General features: G+C 65.4%; 12 protein-coding genes and 1 tRNA gene. 5 read left to right on the forward strand and 8 right to left on the reverse strand.

The genetic code is table 11. The features are described from left to right. Together AC07TU_RS04960 and AC07TU_RS04965 are read right to left on the reverse strand one after the other, a co-directional pair. The gene (locus AC07TU_RS04960; RefSeq protein WP_495163319.1) at nt 1-669 is read right to left on the reverse strand and encodes a glutathione S-transferase family protein; all 669 of its coding nucleotides are present in this window, start codon (nt 667-669) and stop codon (nt 1-3) included. Between the two features lie 53 nt (nt 670-722). After that, a complete protein-coding gene (locus tag AC07TU_RS04965) occupies nt 723-1517 on the reverse strand; it encodes a protein phosphatase 2C domain-containing protein (RefSeq protein WP_495186784.1) in 795 nt (264 codons plus the stop codon). A gap of 81 nt (nt 1518-1598) precedes the next feature. Between AC07TU_RS04965 and AC07TU_RS04970 the strand changes: the two genes are divergently transcribed. Next, on the forward strand, nt 1599-1961 hold the full coding sequence (locus AC07TU_RS04970; protein WP_495186785.1) for a hypothetical protein: 363 nt from the start codon (nt 1599-1601) through the stop codon (nt 1959-1961). 358 nt (nt 1962-2319) lie between these two features. On the opposite strand, the gene gltB is transcribed toward AC07TU_RS04970, so the two are convergent. The 5 genes from gltB to AC07TU_RS04995 form a co-directional block, all read right to left on the reverse strand. After that, nucleotides 2320-6831, reverse strand: a complete 4512-nt coding sequence (gene gltB, locus AC07TU_RS04975; RefSeq protein WP_495186786.1) for a glutamate synthase large subunit — start codon at nt 6829-6831, stop codon at nt 2320-2322. Continuing rightward, the gene (locus AC07TU_RS04980; RefSeq protein ID WP_495186787.1) at nt 6831-7556 is read right to left on the reverse strand and encodes a DUF2059 domain-containing protein; all 726 of its coding nucleotides are present in this window, start codon (nt 7554-7556) and stop codon (nt 6831-6833) included. The genes gltB and AC07TU_RS04980 overlap by 1 nt, the downstream gene beginning before the upstream one ends. Then, entirely contained in the window at nt 7553-9007 is a 1455-nt protein-coding gene (locus AC07TU_RS04985; protein WP_495186788.1) for an NAD(P)-dependent oxidoreductase, read from the reverse strand. Before AC07TU_RS04985 ends, AC07TU_RS04980 begins: the two co-directional genes overlap by 4 nt. 141 nt (nt 9008-9148) lie before the next feature. Continuing rightward, nucleotides 9149-9949: an undecaprenyl-diphosphate phosphatase gene (locus AC07TU_RS04990; RefSeq protein ID WP_495186789.1), complete on the reverse strand. Its 801-nt coding sequence runs from the start codon at nt 9947-9949 to the stop codon at nt 9149-9151. A 58-nt stretch (nt 9950-10007) separates the two neighbouring features. Beyond that, nucleotides 10008-10940 (reverse strand): complex I NDUFA9 subunit family protein, encoded by a 933-nt coding sequence (locus AC07TU_RS04995; RefSeq protein ID WP_495186894.1) that lies wholly within the window; start codon nt 10938-10940, stop codon nt 10008-10010. Between the two features lie 135 nt (nt 10941-11075). Between AC07TU_RS04995 and AC07TU_RS05000 the strand changes: the two genes are divergently transcribed. Together AC07TU_RS05000 and AC07TU_RS05005 are read left to right on the forward strand one after the other, a co-directional pair. Next, a tRNA-Leu gene (locus tag AC07TU_RS05000) sits at nt 11076-11162 on the forward strand. 502 nt (nt 11163-11664) lie between these two features. Further along, nucleotides 11665-12435, forward strand: coding sequence for an alpha/beta hydrolase (locus AC07TU_RS05005; RefSeq protein WP_495186790.1), 771 nt, complete (start codon nt 11665-11667; stop codon nt 12433-12435). Between the two features lie 143 nt (nt 12436-12578). Here the strand turns inward: AC07TU_RS05005 and AC07TU_RS05010 are convergent, their stop codons facing one another. Further along, nucleotides 12579-13307, reverse strand: a complete 729-nt coding sequence (locus tag AC07TU_RS05010; RefSeq protein WP_495186791.1) for a helix-turn-helix domain-containing protein — start codon at nt 13305-13307, stop codon at nt 12579-12581. A 256-nt stretch (nt 13308-13563) separates the two neighbouring features. Here AC07TU_RS05010 and AC07TU_RS05015 point away from each other — a divergent pair, with 256 nt between their 5' ends. Both AC07TU_RS05015 and AC07TU_RS05020 read left to right on the forward strand, forming a co-directional pair. Continuing rightward, on the forward strand, nt 13564-15504 hold the full coding sequence (locus AC07TU_RS05015; RefSeq protein WP_495186792.1) for a serine hydrolase domain-containing protein: 1941 nt from the start codon (nt 13564-13566) through the stop codon (nt 15502-15504). Nucleotides 15505-15646: 142 nt separating this feature from the next. After that, nucleotides 15647-16669 carry an N-acetyltransferase DgcN family protein gene (locus tag AC07TU_RS05020; protein ID WP_495186793.1) on the forward strand — a complete coding sequence of 341 codons (1023 nt, stop codon included), beginning with the start codon at nt 15647-15649 and terminating at the stop codon, nt 16667-16669. Nucleotides 16670-16679: the final 10 nt, after the last annotated feature.

Consider the following 16679-nt stretch of genomic DNA (forward strand, 5'->3'; position numbering starts at 1 on the left):
CTACAGATCGAGCTTTTCATACTCCGGCGGCGGATTGATCCCCTCCATCCGCTCGGCGAGCAACGGGCGGAAACTGGGGCGGCTTTTCATGCCGACATACCAGCGCTTGGCCTGCTCGTGGCTCTTCCAGTCGATCCCGCCCAGATAGTCCGCGACGCTGATCTGCGCCGCGGCGGCGAGATCGGCGAGGCTCATCGTCGCGCCGCCCAGCCAGGTGCGGTGGTCGAGCAGGAAATCGATATAGTCGAGATGCGCGACCGCGGCTTTCATCGCCTCGCGCAGCGCGGTCGAATCCGGTGTCGCGCGGTGGACGATGCGTTTGAGCATCCGCTCGTGCAGCAGCGGCCCGGTGATGTCGCGAAAGAACTGGACGTCGAACCAGGCGACTAGGCGGCGGATCTCGGCGCGGTCGGCGGCGGTGCCGTTGAGCAGGGCGGCCTTGCTCACCGTTTCCTCGAAGAACTCGCAGATCGCGACCGAATCGATCAGCACCACGCCGCGGTCGTCGGCCATCACCGGCGTCTGTCCCGCGGGGTTCATGTCGAGAAATTCGTCGCGCCGCGCCCAGGGGGATTCGCGCACCGGCTCATAGCCGACGCCCTTCTCGCCCAGGACGAGCCGGACTTTCCGGGAAAAGGGGCACAGGGGGAATTGATAGAGCTGCCACATGACTCAAGGCTTTAGGCGGCGGACACGGGCGGCGGCAAGCGCCGGTTTCCCGATCAGGCGGCGATGCGCAGCCAGAGCGCGGTGGCGTCGTCGCTTCGCTTGAAGCGCGGATAGCGCGTGCGGCCGGCATCCTCGGCCTCGATGGCGCGGAGACGGGCAGCGAGCGCGGGCAGACCATCCGCACGCAACGTGGCGACGAAGGTTTCCGGTGGCATGCCATAATCGTCGATCAGCGCCGCCATTCCGTCGGTCATCAGCAGGATTTCGTCACCGGGCGTCACCGGAACCCTCGCGGATTCGACAAAGGCGAGATGCGCGGGATCGACGCCCAGAATGTAGCGCTCCGGACGCATGCGTTGCGCGCGCAGCATCTCCAGCGGGCGTTCAGACCCCGCGGCGTAGATGCGCGCCCGTTCGGTCTCGTCGCTGCTCGGTTGCGGGCCAAGGCGGGTGACGGTCTCGCCGCGCAGCAGGAAGCATGCGCAATCGGCGAGCCATGCGAGGTCGAGTGTCCCGGGTGTCAGCGCGGCCGCCAGAAAGGCGGCGCTCGGCAGCTCCCAGTCGCCAGCAGGTGCGCGCAAACGCTCGGCAGCATAGGCCGCAGCGGTCTGCGCGAAGACGTGCTGGAGGATGACGGGAAGAGCGCCGTCCTGGGCCGCGGCAAAGGCGCGTGAGGCGGTCTCGGCAAGCCATGCCGCGCCGGGCTGGCTCCCCATCAGTCCCGGCGGGCCGAGGTCGGTCGCGCCGTCGATCATCCAGGCACGCGCCGGTGTCGCGCCGCATCGGTCGTCATTGGGGGTGGTGGCGGAGCCGGCAAGGCTGATGCTCTGGATCAGATCGAAATGCATGGCACCCGCTATCGCGCACTTGTGACGCGGCCGCTACGCCGCAGGCTTGCGCTTTTCGCCTCAGGCAGTCACGCTGACCGCATGGACGCGGATATCGATCCGTTCGAGACGGTGGTGATCGCCTATAGCCAGCCTCAGGCGGCGGTGCTGATGTCGCTGTTCGCATGGCACGGGATCCCGGCCTACGCCCATAGTATCGAGATGGTCCGGACCAACGCGCCGCTTACGCTGGCGCTGGGCGGAATCCCGATCCGCGTGCACCGCGAAGCGGCAGCAGAGGCGCGGGAGCTGCTTGCCGTGGCGGTTGCAGATGCAGAACCGCCTGCATCCCGGTCCGCAGGACGCCGTGCAACCAGCGGCCTCGGCGCCCTGATCGGCTTCCTGCTTGCGGGGATCGCCCCACCGCCGCGGGTCAGCGCGGTAGTGATCGACGATAGACGCTGACCGGATTACGCCGGGCAGGGCTCGCCGACAATGCTCCAGACCCTGCGACCTGCATTGTCTCGAGAGCCGACCAGCCGAACCCGATCACCTCGATTGAGCGTGAGCAAGCAGCGCATCGTGCGCGTGACATCGGCCTCTTTCCCATCATCCAGGCGCAACCGGATCGAGGCCCATGCTTGCGCTCCACTATGACCTCGCGGAAACCCGTAGGCGATCGCCACGACCGTTGCCTCGGTCGTAACGGTCGCGCGATCACGGCCGGGGAGGTCAGCCCACCTGAACCAGGTGAACCCCGCCACCAGCGCGAGGCAAATGAGCGCGGCCACGACGTCGCCGCGCGACAGTCGCAGCCACACGCTCACTCCGCAGCGACCAGCTCTTGTCTGTCATCCAGCGGATGCGACAGCCGTTCGAGCATCTCCTTGGGAACGACCTGCCAGAAATTGCCGCTGATCCGGTCCCAATCCTCGAGCAGCCCGCCCGACCAGTTACTGTCGGTCGTCGCGTGATGCTCGGTGACGAGGGTCTTGAGCACGGCCTCCCAATGCGTTGACGACAGGCGCTGCCACACGATGCTGTCGGGATTGGCGTTGGTCTCGAACACGCCGTCTTCGTCATAGATGAACGCCATGCCGCCGGTCATGCCCGCACCGAAATTGGTACCGGTGCGGCCGAGCACCACCGCAACACCGCCTGTCATATACTCGCAGCCATTGGCGCCGCAGCCCTCGACCACGACCTGCGCGCCCGAGTTGCGGACCGCAAAGCGCTCGCCCGCCTGACCCGCCGCGAACAGGCGGCCGGAGGTCGCGCCGTAGAGGACGGTGTTGCCGATGATCGTGTTCGCGCGGCTATCAAGCGGCGAGCTCACCAGCGGGCGCACCACGATGGTACCGCCGGACAGGCCCTTGCCGACATAGTCGTTGGCGTCGCCGAACACTTCCAGCGTCACGCCCTTGCACAGGAACGCGCCCAGCGACTGGCCGGCTGATCCGCGCAGACGGACCTGGACATGGCCGTCGTTGAGCTTCGACATGCCGAAGGTCCGCGTGATCTCGCTCGACAGACGCGTACCCACCGCGCGGTGCGTGTTGCGGACATTGTAGGCGAGTTGCATCTTCTCGCCGCGTTCGAACACGGCCTTCGCATCGGCGATGATCTGCGCGTCGAGGCTGTCGGGCACCGCGTTGCGCCAGGTGTCGAGGCTGAAGCGGCGCTCGCTCTCGTCGGCATCGACCTTGGCGAGGATCGGGTTGAGGTCGAGGTCGTCGAGATGCTCGGCGCCGCGGCTCACCTGGCGGAGCAACTCGGTGCGGCCGATCACCTCGTCCAGGCTCTTCGCGCCGAGCCGGGCCAGAATCTCGCGCACCTCTTCGGCGATGAAGGTCATCAGGTTGATGACCTTCTCGGGCGATCCGGTGAACTTTTGCCGCAGGCGCTCGTCCTGCGTGCACACACCCACCGGGCAGGTGTTCGAATGGCACTGGCGCACCATGATGCAGCCCATCGCGACCAGGCTGAGCGTGCCAATTCCGAATTCCTCGGCGCCCAGGATCGCGGCGATGACGATATCGCGTCCGGTCTTGAGTCCGCCGTCGGTGCGCAGCTTCACGCGGCCGCGCAGGCCGTTGAGGGTCAGCGTCTGATTGACCTCGCTGAGCCCCATCTCCCAAGGCGTGCCGGCATATTTCACCGAGGTCTGCGGCGAGGCGCCGGTGCCGCCGACATGGCCGGCGACCAGAATCACATCGGCATGGGCCTTGGCGACGCCCGCCGCGACGGTGCCGATGCCCGCCGACGAAACCAGCTTCACGCAGACCCGCGCGCGCGGGTTGATCTGCTTCAGGTCATAGATGAGCTGCGCCAGATCCTCGATCGAGTAGATGTCGTGATGCGGCGGCGGGCTGATCAGCGTTACGCCGGGCGTCGCGTGACGTAGCTTGGCGATGAATTCGGTGACCTTGAACCCGGGTAGCTGACCGCCCTCGCCGGGCTTGGCGCCCTGAGCGACCTTGATCTCGACCTCGTCGCACGCGCCGAGATATTCGGCCGTCACGCCGAAACGGCCCGATGCGATCTGCTTGATCGTCGAATTGGCGTTGTCGCCATTTTCATAAGGCTTGTAGCGGATCGAATCCTCGCCGCCCTCGCCCGACACCGCCTTGGCGCCGATGCGGTTCATCGCGATCGCCAGCGTCTCATGCGCCTCAGGGCTGAGCGCGCCGAGCGACATGCCCGGCGTCACGAAGCGCTTGCGGATCTCGGTGATCGCCTCGACCTGGTCGATCCCCACGCCCTCGGCCGGGAAGTTGAACTCAAGCAGATCGCGCAGGTAAACCGGCGGCAGATCGCGCACCCCGCGCGAGAATTGCAGATAGGTCGAATAGCTGTCGGTTGCGACCGCGGTCTGCAGTGTGTGCATCAGCTGCGCCGAATAGGCGTGCGTCTCGCCGCCATGGCGCTGGCGGTAGAAGCCGCCGATCGGCAGCGTCGCGACGCCGGTGTCGAACGCAGCGTCGTGGCGCAGCTTGGCGTTGAGGTGCAGCGAGGCATAGCCCTCGCCCGAGATCTTCGCGGGCATGCCGGGGAAGAAGTCGTTGACCAGCGCGCGGCTCAACCCGACGGCTTCGAAATTATAGCCGCCGCGATAGCTGGAGATCACCGCGATCCCCATCTTCGACATGATCTTGAGCAGACCCTCGTCGATCGCCTTGCGGTGGTTCTTCAGCGCCTGCTCGAAGCTCATGTCGCCGAACAGGCCGCGGGCATGGCGGTCTGCGATCGACGCTTCGGCCAGATAGGCGTTCACCGTGGTCGCACCGACGCCGATCAGCACCGCGTAATAATGGGTGTCGAGGCACTCGGCCGAGCGGACATTGACGCTGGCATAGCTGCGCAGACCCTTGCGCACGAGGTGCGTGTGCACCGCCGCCGCAGCGAGTACGCCGGCGATCGCGATGCGATCCGGTCCGATATGCTCATCGGTCAGGAACAGCTCGGTCGCGCCTGCGCGCACCGCCTGTTCAGCCTGGAAGCGGACGTCTGCGATTGCAGCGCGCAACGTCTCCGGTCCACCACCGGCCGGGAAGGTGCAATCGATTTCGGCGGCGAGGCCGCCGAAATGGCCCTTGAGCCGTGCCCAGTCATTGTTGGTCAGCACCGGGCTTTCGAGCACGAGCACCTTGTTCGCCGTCTCCCCGGTATCGAGGATGTTGGCGAGGTTGCCGAAGCGCGTCTTGAGCGACATCACATGCCGCTCGCGCAGACTGTCGATCGGCGGGTTGGTGACCTGGCTGAAATTCTGGCGGAAGAACTGACTGATCAGCCGCGGCTTGTCGCTGATGACGGCCAGCGGGGTGTCGTCGCCCATCGATCCGACCGCTTCCTTGGCATCGGTCACCATCGGCGAGAGGATCAGTTCCATGTCCTCGAGCGTCTGACCGGCCGCGACCTGACGGCGAGTCAACTCGGCACGGTCGAAGCGTGGTCCGCCTTCGCCCACCGCAGGGAGATCGTCGACGGTCAGGAACTCGCCGATCATCCCGGCATAGTCATATTCGCCGGCGATCCGGTCCTTGACCTCGTCGTCCTGATAGAAGCGGCCTTCGTCCAGATCGACCGCGATCATCTCGCCCGGCCCGAGCCGGCCCTTGGCGACGACGGTCGATTCGGGGATCTGGACCATGCCGGTCTCGGATCCGACGACGAGCAGGCCGTCGGCGGTGCGCGTATAGCGCAGCGGACGCAGCGCGTTGCGGTCGACGCCCGCAACCGCCCAGCGGCCATCGGTCATCGCCAGCGCGGCGGGGCCGTCCCACGGCTCCATCACCGAAGCCAGATACTTGTACATCGCCAGATGGTTGGCCGGGGTCTCGGGGCCCATCGCCTCGGGTACCAGCATCAGCTTTGCCGTCGGCGCATCGCGGCCCGAACGGCAGATCGCCTCGAACACCGCGTCGAGCGCTGCGGTGTCGGACGCACCCGCCGGGATCACCGGCTTGATGTCTTCCGAATGCTCACCGAACGCCAGGCTCGCCATCTTGATCTCGTGGCTGAGCATCCAGTTCTTGTTGCCGCGGATCGTGTTGATCTCGCCATTGTGCGCGAGGCAGCGGAACGGCTGTGCCAGCCACCATTGCGGGAAGGTGTTGGTCGAATAGCGCTGGTGGAAGATCGCGACGCGGCTGACGAAGCGCTCGTCCTTGAGGTCGGGGTAGAACTCGCTGAGGCTCTCGGCGAGGAACAGTCCCTTGTAGATCACCGACCGGCAGCTCAGCGAGCAGATGTAGAAGCCGCTGATCTGCGCCGCGATGATCCGCTTCTCGATCCGGCGGCGGACGAGGTAGAGGTTCTTCTCGAACTCTTCCTCGGACACCTGGTCGGGCATCGGCCCGGCGATCATGATCTGCTCGATCTCGGGGCGCGTCGCCTGCGCCTTCTGGCCGATGACGGAGACGTCAACCGGCACCTGGCGCCAGCCATAGATTGTGTAGCCGGCCTCGATGATCACGCTCTCGACGATCGTGCGGCAGGCCTCCTGCGCGCCGAGATCTACGCGCGGCATGAAGATCATGCCGACTGCGAGCCGGTTGGGCAGCACGCGGTGGCCCGAAGCCAGCACTGCGTCGTCGAAGAAGCGCAAAGGCAGATCGACATGGATGCCCGCGCCGTCACCGGTCTTGCCGTCGGCATCGACCGCGCCGCGGTGCCACACCGCCTTCAGCGCATCGATCGCGCTCTGCACGACGCGACGTGAGGGCTGGCCGTCGATCGCCGCGACCATGCCGACGCCGCAGGCATCGCCCTCGAATTCGGGGCGGTACATGCCTTCCGCGGCGAGGCGGAGGCGCTCCTGCTGGAGGTCGGTCATCAGTTCAGATTCCTTTTCGCTGCAGCCAGCTCGAACTCTCTCTCCATTTCCGCAATGATCCTGGGCTCGACCTTCTCCGCCCAGGAAGCGCGCGCGGTCGCGAGATCGGAGACGAGCGTGGCGTACTTCATCGCCAGAGGAGAGGCCTTGAATTTGAGCACCTGCTCGCGTTCGGCGGGGGAGAGGGTGGCGAGCGCTAGCGGATAAGCCTGGCCTATCATCGCCCTCGCCGCTCCACGATCGACTTGCTGGGATTTGCTGTCCATCGCTCGTGCAAGATCGATGCGCCGAATAATATCCCGCGTGAGCTTCACATTGGCCGGGGAGGAATAATAGGCAAGCAGCCTCTCGGCCTCATCCGGGGTCAGTCTTCGGCGATAGACGCCGGCGATCACTTCCCAGAGAGCGGGAAGGTCGCCTTTGAGCTGTGCCGTGATCCTTGGCCAAGCGTCGGTCATGACCTCTTTGATAAGGTCGGGCTGCTCGCGCATGAGTTCGGCTGATTCGGGCGACTTCGCCATCAGCGCGGGCATCGCCTCGAGTAGCGAACCCCATAGCTGGTCGGCGCGTTCTTCGCTGTTGAGAAAGCGCGCCAGCTCGTATGCGTGATCGGCGCTGGTCTGCGCTTTGGCCGAACCGGTGGGCTCGTTGGCCGAACCCGATGGCTCGACCCCGCCGCATGCCGCTACCGCAAGGGCGAGCGCTAGGGCTGACGTGATCTTCACGCCGCTTCGCGCTCCTTGCGCACGGGTGCCGTCGCCTGCGCCTTGAGCCAGGCGTGCATCCGCTCGCTGACATCGCGGCCGTCGCGGATCGCCTGGACGACCAAGCTGGCACCCTTGACGATGTCGCCCGCGGCGAACACGCCGTCGAGGTTGGACATCATCGTGCGCGCATCGGTACGGATCGTACCCCAGCGGGTCACGCCCAGCTCCGCCGCACCGAACAAAGTCGGCAGATCCTCGGCGTCGAAGCCGAGCGCCTTGATCACCAGATCGGCGGGGACGTCGAACGCCGAACCCGGGTCGGGCTCGGGCGCGCGGCGGCCGCTGGCGTCAGGCGCGCCGAGGCGCATGCCGACGGCCTTGACCGCGGTCACCGTGTCGCCGCCATCGAATGCTTCGGGGGCGGAGAGCCAGACGAACTCGACGCCTTCCTCCTCGGCATTGGCGGTCTCGCGCTGCGATCCGGGCATGTTGGCGCGGTCGCGGCGATAGAGGCACTTCACCGATGCCGCGCCCTGGCGCACCGCAGTGCGGACGCAGTCCATCGCGGTGTCGCCGCCACCGATCACGACGACGTTCTTGCCCTGTGCATTCAAGCTTCCGTCATCGAACGCCGGCACCGCGTCGCCAAAGCTTTTGCGGTTCGACGCGATCAGATAGTCGAGCGCTTCGACCACGCCGTCCGCGCCCACGCCCGGGGCCTTGATCGCGCGCGCCTTGTACACGCCGGTCGCGATCAGCACTGCGTCATGCTTGGCGCGGAGTTGCTCGAGCGTCGCGTCGCGGCCGACCTCGAAGCTCTGGTGAAAGACGATGCCGCCCGCCGCCAGCCGGTCGGTGCGGCGCATCACGACTTCCTTCTCCAGCTTGAAGCCGGGGATGCCATAGGTCAGCAGCCCGCCCGGCCGGTCGTGCCGGTCATAGACATGCACGTCATAGCCGAGCTTGCGGAGATACTCCGCCGCGGTGAGTCCCGCCGGGCCGGCGCCGATTACGCCCACCGACTGGCCGCGGGCAGGGCCGGGGACGAGCGGCTCGACCCAGCCTTCTTCCCAGGCAGTGTCGGTGATGAACTTCTCGACCGAACCGATCGTGACCGCCCCGTGCTGCGAGAATTCGATGACGCAATTGCCCTCGCAAAGGCGATCCTGCGGACAGATGCGGCCGCAGATCTCGGGCATGGTCGAGGTGCTGTTGGACAGCTCATAGGCTTCGCGCAGTCGGCCTTCCGCCGTCAGCCGCAGCCAGTCGGGGATGTGGTTGTGCAGTGGGCAGTGCACCGAACAATAGGGCACGCCGCATTGCGAGCAGCGCCCGGCCTGTTCCTCGGCTGAGGGCGGCGCATAGCGTTCCGCGATCTCGTGGAAATCCTGCGCACGCAGCTGGGCCTCGCGCTTCGGCGGAAACGCCTGCGCACGGTCGACGAATTTGAGCATGACTTCGTTTGCCATGCCCGCGCCGTGACAGGTCGCGCGAGGCGAGTCACGCAAAAACCGGCATATAGGTAAACTATGCTGACCTATTTAGCAATAATTGATCAGGTTTCCTTCATTAGTTGCGAAAGACTCTCAATAATAAAGTCCGTTCCGGTCCTATCTGGCCAGAAGCCACACCAAGGCGGCGCTTCCGGCGATGATTCGGTACCAGGCAAAGGGGGCGAAGCCGTAGCGCCCGACCACCTTCACGAATGCCCGTACGACCAGCAGCGCGACCACGAACGCCGCGCCGAACCCGATCGCGATCGCGCTCAGGTCGTCGAAGCTCAGCAGGTCGCGGTCCTTCCATAGCGAATAGGTGGTCGCGGCGAGCATCGTCGGTACGGCAAGGAAGAAGCTGAACTCGGCCGCGGTCTTGCGCTCGACGCCCATCAGCAGCGATCCCATGATCGTCGCACCGGAACGGCTGACGCCCGGCAGCATCGCCAGGCACTGGACGACGCCGATCGATACCGCGGTGCCTGTGGGGATTGCCTCGACGCGCTGGTAGCGGACGGTTTTCACCATCCGTTCGATCAGCAGGATCAGGAAGCCGCCGACGATCAGCGCTACTGCGACGATCACCGGGGTCTGCATCGCCGCGCGAATCGCGTCATAGGCGATGACGCCGATCGCGAGAGCGGGTGCGAAACCGATCAGGATGTTGCGCACGAATGCTACCGATTGCGGCTCACCCCGCAACAGGCCGGTCCCCCGGTCCCAGAAGGTGCGCCAATAGGCGACCAGCACCGCCAGGATCGCGCCGAACTGGATCGCGATCTTGAACGTGATCGAGCTGCTGTCATTGAATCCGAACAGCTCGCCCGCCAGGATCAAATGCCCGGTCGAGGAGACGGGCAGGAACTCGGTCAGCCCCTCGATGATCCCGAGCAAGATATAGGTCAGCGTGTCACTCATGCCGGATGGTTCCCCTGCCGGGGTTCACCCGGTCTTGAATGTGCCGGAAAATCTGGGCTCAGGCGGCTTGATGCGCGCCAGCGAAGCGCCCGTGGCGGCGATACTGGACCAGCCAGCCGGGCGCGACCGCGCCAAACAGGGTCGGTGCAACGCCCAGTTCGGCCAGTCCGTCCGCCGCCGCGACATTGTCGGTCTGCAGCATTAGCCACTGATCCCAGCTGATCGGCATGCCGGGCAGGAAGCCCAGCGTCGCGATCACCGCGCCCGCGAAATCGGGCAACTCGATCAGTGACGGATGGCGGCCGATCGCATCGGCAAGGCGCTGGTGGAACTGGGTGAAGGTGATCACCTCGGGCCCGCCCAGCTCGAACGTCTTGCCGCCGAAGGTCTCCGGGGCGGAAACCGCCTTGACTACGGCCGCGGCGACGTCGCCGACATAGACCGGCTGCATCCGCATCGCGCCGCGCAGGACCGGCACCGCCGGCGCGCGCGCGATCAGCCCGGCGAAGCGGTTCACGAACTTGTCCTCGCGCCCGAAGATGAATGAGGGGCGCAGGATCGTCGCGGCGGGGAAGGCAGCACGGACGAGCGCTTCGCCCTCGCCCTTTGAGCGGCCATAGTCCGACTGCGCCTCGGCGTCGGCGCCGATCGCGGAAATCTGGACGAAGGCCGTTGCCCCCGCCGCAGCGGTGGCCTTGGCGGCATTTTCCGCGCCGATCGCGTTGATGGCATTTGCCTCACGCCCGAACGCGCCGGCAAGGTTCACCACGGCATCCGATCCGGCAAGCGCGCGCGCGAGCGAATCGGGCTTGCGGACATCACCCGCGACGAACTGGGTCTGGCCGAGGCCGCCGAGCGGCTTCAGGAACCAGGCCGAGCGCGGGTCGCGCTGGACGATTCGGACGCGCGCGCCCGTCTTGAGCAGCGCTTGCGCGACATAGCGTCCGACGAACCCGCCGCCGCCGATCAACGTCACCAGCTTGTCCTTCATCACGCCCTCGAAAGTCTGTCCCAATTTCATCCCCCATGCCGCGCGACGCGGCAAAGGGCAACCATATGAAGATGAGTTGCGAGAAGCGGTTGACAGGCCCCCCGGCCGTCCCCTAGAGGCGCCCGCCTACCCCGTGCCCAGATGGCGGAATTGGTAGACGCACCAGCTTCAGGTGCTGGCGGTCGCAAGGCCGTGGAGGTTCGAGTCCTCTTCTGGGCACCACCACCCCTCCGGGTGACGGAAAACGCCAGTTTTCCAGCGTTCTCAGCAAGAACCGCCGGATGGAATCCGGGCTTAATACGCCCAGAGTCACTGGCATTTGGCATATTGTCAGCCCTGGCAGGGCCTTGGCGGCTCCGGTAAGCGTTGCTGCGGGTGCAGTCTCGACTCTGGATCGCATCCGGATCGCAGCGTCGATCTCCGGGACAGCGCGCGGATGACTCCGTCGGCGCTGTGATGTCTCTGCGCTGGCAGGCTGCGTCCGATTGTGTTGTCCCCTGGATGGACGGGGAAGGGGCCTGCCCGAGGACCGCCCGACACGCATCGCTCACATGCGCAGGGAGCGCTGGCAGTCTGCATCGCCTGATCTTCACTTTCGAATCAGATGCTTATCACAAAAATGCATATCGCGATAATTTAATGCTGGACAAGGCCGATCCAGCGGATGTAGCTAAACATTATCGCGATAAGGAATATCGCGGAAGCAAATGAAAGGAGATAGATCATGACCAAGTCGAACAAGCTTCTCGCCGCCGCTGCCTCGCTCGCTCTGGGTGCTGCTCCCGCCATCGCCCAGGACAAGGCCGCCGAGCCGGTCAAGTCGGTGGTCCTCGTCCATGGCGGCTTCGTCGATGGCTCGGGCTGGATGGACGTCTACAAGATCCTCAAGAAGGACGGCTACAAGGTGACGATCGTCCAGAACCCGACCCTCTCGCTCGAGGATGACGTTGCGGTCACCAAGCGCGCGATCGCCGCCGCCGATGGCAAGGTGATCCTGGTCGGCCACAGCTATGGCGGCGTGGTCGTCTCCGAAGCGGGTACCGATCCCAAGGTCGCCGGCGTCGTCTACATCGCCGCTTTCGCGCCGGACAAGGGCGAGTCGGTCTCCAGCCTGATCGCCAACCCCGCGCCGGGTGCGCCGGTGCCGCCGATCCTGCCGCCCAAGGACGGCTTCCTGTTCCTCGACAGCGTCAAGTTCGCGGCATCCTTTGCCGCCGATGTCCGCCCCGATCTCGCCCAGTTCATGGCGGACTCGCAGGTTCCCTGGGGTGTCGCTGCGCTCGACGGCAAGGTGACCGTCCCGGCATGGCGGGTGAAGCCGAGTTGGTATCTGGTGGCGAGCGAGGACAGGATGATCCCGCCCGCAGCCCAGCGCCAGATGGCTGCCCGCGCCGGTGCCAAGGTCGAGGAAGTCGCGGCCAGCCACTCGCTCTACGTCTCCAAGCCCGCCGCCGTCGCCGCGATCATCGAGCAGGCGGCAAAGGCTGCCCAGTAACCCGCCCGCCTGAGACTCCGATGCCGGTCCCCGATCACAAGGGGCCGGCATCTCCCTATCTGGATCAGCTCAAACCCGGATACTCGATGCGCTATCCTGACCGGCATCCGGGCGGTTCGCTGCTGAGGTTCGCGTCGTGGGTTTCATTCTCCCGCGAACGCCTTCTCGGCATCTTCGCCATGGAGATTCATGAGCGAATCCATCAGATCGCTTTCCGCGCTTGAGCAGACGCCGAGCACCACTGCCTCGTCGCAGTCGTCGCCGGTGATATAGGCGTGGCCCATGTTCGAATCGATATAGATCGACTGCCCCTGCTCCAGCGCGACCGGGTCGTAGAATTCGGTATGCACAACGATGTTGCCCGACACGACGAAGACGAATTCCTCGCCGGGGTGGCGTACGAGCTCGCCAAATTCTTCGGGGGTCTTGGCGCGGATGCGGGTCATGATCGGCAGCATCCGCTTCCGCCGCAACTCGGTGCATAGATAGAAATAGTCGTAGTTGGGCGTCTTGACCCGGACCGCGCGGCTCAGATCGCCGACGCTGCGCCGGGCCGTGACCTGCGTATCGCTCCCCTCATTCTCCGCAAACAGCTCCGACATGCGGATGTTCAGGCGGCGGCTGAGCTGAAGGAGCTTGTCGTAGGTGAGGGTGAGGCGGTCATGCTCAATCTTGGAGAGCGTCGAAACCGGAATGCCGGTCTGCTCGCTCATCTCCTTGAGGGTCCAGCGATGACGATCGCGCAGCCCGCGCAACAGCTTTCCTAGCGTCGGCTGTCCGTCCTTCATGCAATGTCGCGCTTTGGTGAATGCAGGTCGAGCGCGTTTCGGGTCAGGATCATCTTGTCGCAATCGAGAATAGAACTCGATCACGACTATACCGGTCCAAGCGCGCAACGCAATGCGAGGGTCTTCAAGCCTTTACGTGTCGGAAACGGAGGTAGCGAGGCTGCCGGTTTACTTGCAAACCGCGGCGCCTGGTGCGGATGCCTAAATCGGCCATTGACAAACCTGTTCCAGATGGATTGTCTCAAAATGAAAAAAATTTCATTTGAGAAATTGCCGATGCCTTCGAGATGGAGGCGAGCGGCGTCGGGAGGGCAGGATGCGGTTCGGCAGATCAATCAAGGTGGCGAGCGCACTTGCGCTCGCGGTGCTGGCGGGCGCAGCCGCGTCGAACCCGTCGGCCCCCGCGACGCCTGCCGAGAGCGTCACCACGCGGCTTCCGGAACGCGAACTGACCAAGGCGGACGTCGATACCTGGCTCGACGGCTACATGCCTTACGCGCTCGAACGCGGCGATGCGGCGGGCGCTGTCGTCATCGTGGTCAAGGACGGAAAGGTGCTGACCCAGAGGGGTTTCGGCTTTGCCGATATCGCGAAGCGGCAGCCGGTCGATCCGGAAACCACGCTGTTCAAACAGGCGTCGGTATCGAAGACGATGACCTGGACCGCCGTCATGCAGATGGTCGAGGCCGGGAAGATCGACCTCGACAAGGACATCAACGCCTATCTCGATTTCAAGATTCCGCCCTATGACGGCAAGCCGGTCACGATGCGCAACCTGATGACGCACACCGCGGGCTTCGATGAGGTCCAGCGCGGCCTGAACAGCTACGACATCAAGGACATTCCAACCCTCGCCGTGGCGATGAAGCGGCAGGTTCCGGCGCGGATCTACGCGCCCGGTTCCACGCCCGCCTATTCGAACTACGGCACGGCGCTCGCCGCCTATATCGTCGAACGGGTCTCAGGCGTTCCGTTCGACGACTATGTCGAGCAGCGGATCTTTGCACCGGCCGGCATGGCGCATTCGACCATGCGCGCGAAGCTGCCGGCACGGCTCGAACCGCTGCTCGCAAAGGGCTATACCCTTGGCTCGGGCAAGCCCGGGCGCCCCGAACTCAACAGTTTCGCGCCGGCAGGGGGACTGGCCGCGTCGGGTACCGATCTCGGCCGCTTCATGATCGCGCATCTCGACAATGGAGGACCGCTGCTCAAGCCCGAAACCGCACGCCTGATGCATGACAGCATCACCCGCGCGATCCCGCCCCTCAACGGCATGGCGCTCGGCTTCTACGAACAGAATATCAACGGGCGGAGGGTGATCTCGCACGCCGGCGATTCGATCGAGTTCCACAGCCAGCAGTGGCTGTTCCTGGCGGAGAAGGTCGGCATCTACATGTCGATGAATGCCGCGGGTTCGAACAAGGTTTCGGGCGCGATCCGCAGCCAGCTATTCGAGGGCTTTGCCGATCGCTACTTCCCGGCGGTTCAGCGCGACGGCCGTGTCGATGCCGCGACCGCGCGCGAGCATGCGCGGATGATGGTCGGGACTTACAACAAGACCCGGCGGATCGAGGCGAGCTTCCTGAAGGCGGCGGAAATTGCCGGGCAGTTCAAGGTCTCGCTCGACGCCGAGGGTGGCCTGGTCTTCGACGCGGCGCAGACCATCGGGGGGACGCCCCGCAAATGGGTCGAGATCGCCCCCTTCGTCTGGCGTGAGGTGGGCGGCAAGATGCGGCTGGCGGCGAAAGTGGAGAATGGCCGGGTCGTCCGCTTCGGAATCGATTCGTCGTCGCCCTTCATGCTGTTCGAACCCGTTCCCTGGTACAGTTCCAGCGCCTGGCTCGCTCCCGCGCTGTTTGCGAGCCTTGCCGCGCTGGCGCTGACCGCGCTGTTCTGGCCGATCACCGCACTGGTCCGCCGATATTATGGTGCCCGCCCGGCGCGCAGCGTCGCGGAATGGCGGGCCTATCGCCTGACGCGCGCGCTTGCCGGACTGGCGGTGGCGGTGATCGTCGCCTGGCCGATGTTCGCATCGGCACTGTTGTCCGACTTTTCTTCGATGAACGGTGAACTCGACGGGACCTTGATCGCGTTGCGGATCGCGACGCCGCTCATCCTCGTCGCGTTGCTTGGTGTTGCGGCCTGGAACCTGTGGCTGGTCTGGAAGGGCGCGCCGGGCAAGTTCCGCCGCTTCTGGAGCGTGGTGCTGGTGATCTGCTCGGTCGTGCTGCTGTGGTTCGCCACCGTCTTCCACCTCATCGGCTGGGGCACCGCATTCTGAGACGCGCCGAATTGTGTTGAGTTTTCTAAATGGAGAATTATTATCAAATCAGGTCATCGAGGCGTGCGGCGTGCAATCGCCTCGAATGTCCGGTTTTTGATTTTAGCAGGGTGAGTACGTGAACATCCAAACCTCTTTCGATGTGAGCGCCGGGTCGTTGGTCCTGCCGCAGCCCTATCTGCTCTTTCTCGGCGATACGACCGAGCGCGGCTATGCGAAGACTGCGTTCGGGCTTCGCGACTGGGCGCCCGAGAAATGCGTCGGCGAATATGCGTTGGCGGGCGCGACGGTCAGCGCAGGCCTGGAGCAACTCACCCCGCTGCAGGCACAGGTGCGGGGCGCTCGTTCGATGCTGATCGGCGTCGCGAACAGCGGCGGCGTCATCGCCGCGAGCTGGATCCCGGCGCTGGTCGAAGCACTCGATGCCGGGCTCGATATCGTCAGCGGCATGCATATGCGGCTGGCCGACATCCCTGGCCTTGCCGAACGAGCGCAACGCCTCGGCCGGCAGCTCATCGACGTGCGCCACCCGCCTGCCGGATTGCCGGTCGGCTCCGGGCGCAAGCGGACCGGCAAGCGCCTGCTCACCGTCGGAACCGACTGCGCGCTGGGCAAGAAGTATACGGCGCTGGCGATCGCGCGGGCCTTCACCGCGCGCGGGGTCGATGCCGATTTCCGAGCGACCGGCCAGACCGGCATCATGATTGCCGGCGGTGGCATCCCGATGGACGCCGTGGTGTCCGATTTCGAGGCGGGCGCCGCGGAGGCAGTTAGCCCCGATGCCGCACCGGACCACTGGGACGTGATCGAAGGGCAGGGGTCGCTCTTCCACCCGGCCTATGCGGCGGTGTCGCTCGGGCTGCTTCACGGCAGCCAGCCCGATATGATCGTGGTCTGCCACGAGCCCGGCCGCACCGATGTGCTGGGCCTGCCCGGCTATAAGCTGCCGAGCATCGAGGAGACGATCGACCTGAACCTGCGTCTGGGTGCGCGGACCAATCCGGCGATCCGTTGCGCGGGCGTGTCGTTCAACACCGCGCATATGGATGCGCAAGCGGCGGCGGATCTCATGACGGTGGAGAGCGCACGGCTGGGCATGCCGGTCGCCGATCCCATTCGCGGCGGCGAGATGTTCGACCGTCTCGTGAGCGCCTGCCTCGCATGAGCGCCGGTTC

This window comes from Sphingomonas sp. GW821-FHT03E12, from assembly GCF_059420685.1.

Coding starts and splice junctions, on each gene's coding strand:
- AC07TU_RS04960 (WP_495163319.1), bottom strand. CDS start 669: ATGTGGCAGCTCTATCAATTCCCCCTGTGCCCCTTTTCCCGGAAAGTC.
- AC07TU_RS04965 (WP_495186784.1), bottom strand. CDS start 1,517: ATGCATTTCGATCTGATCCAGAGCATCAGCCTTGCCGGCTCCGCCACC.
- AC07TU_RS04970 (WP_495186785.1), top strand. CDS start 1,599: ATGGACGCGGATATCGATCCGTTCGAGACGGTGGTGATCGCCTATAGC.
- gltB (WP_495186786.1), bottom strand. CDS start 6,831: ATGACCGACCTCCAGCAGGAGCGCCTCCGCCTCGCCGCGGAAGGCATG.
- AC07TU_RS04985 (WP_495186788.1), bottom strand. CDS start 9,007: ATGGCAAACGAAGTCATGCTCAAATTCGTCGACCGTGCGCAGGCGTTT.
- AC07TU_RS04990 (WP_495186789.1), bottom strand. CDS start 9,949: ATGAGTGACACGCTGACCTATATCTTGCTCGGGATCATCGAGGGGCTG.
- AC07TU_RS04995 (WP_495186894.1), bottom strand. CDS start 10,940: ATGAAGGACAAGCTGGTGACGTTGATCGGCGGCGGCGGGTTCGTCGGA.
- AC07TU_RS05005 (WP_495186790.1), top strand. CDS start 11,665: ATGACCAAGTCGAACAAGCTTCTCGCCGCCGCTGCCTCGCTCGCTCTG.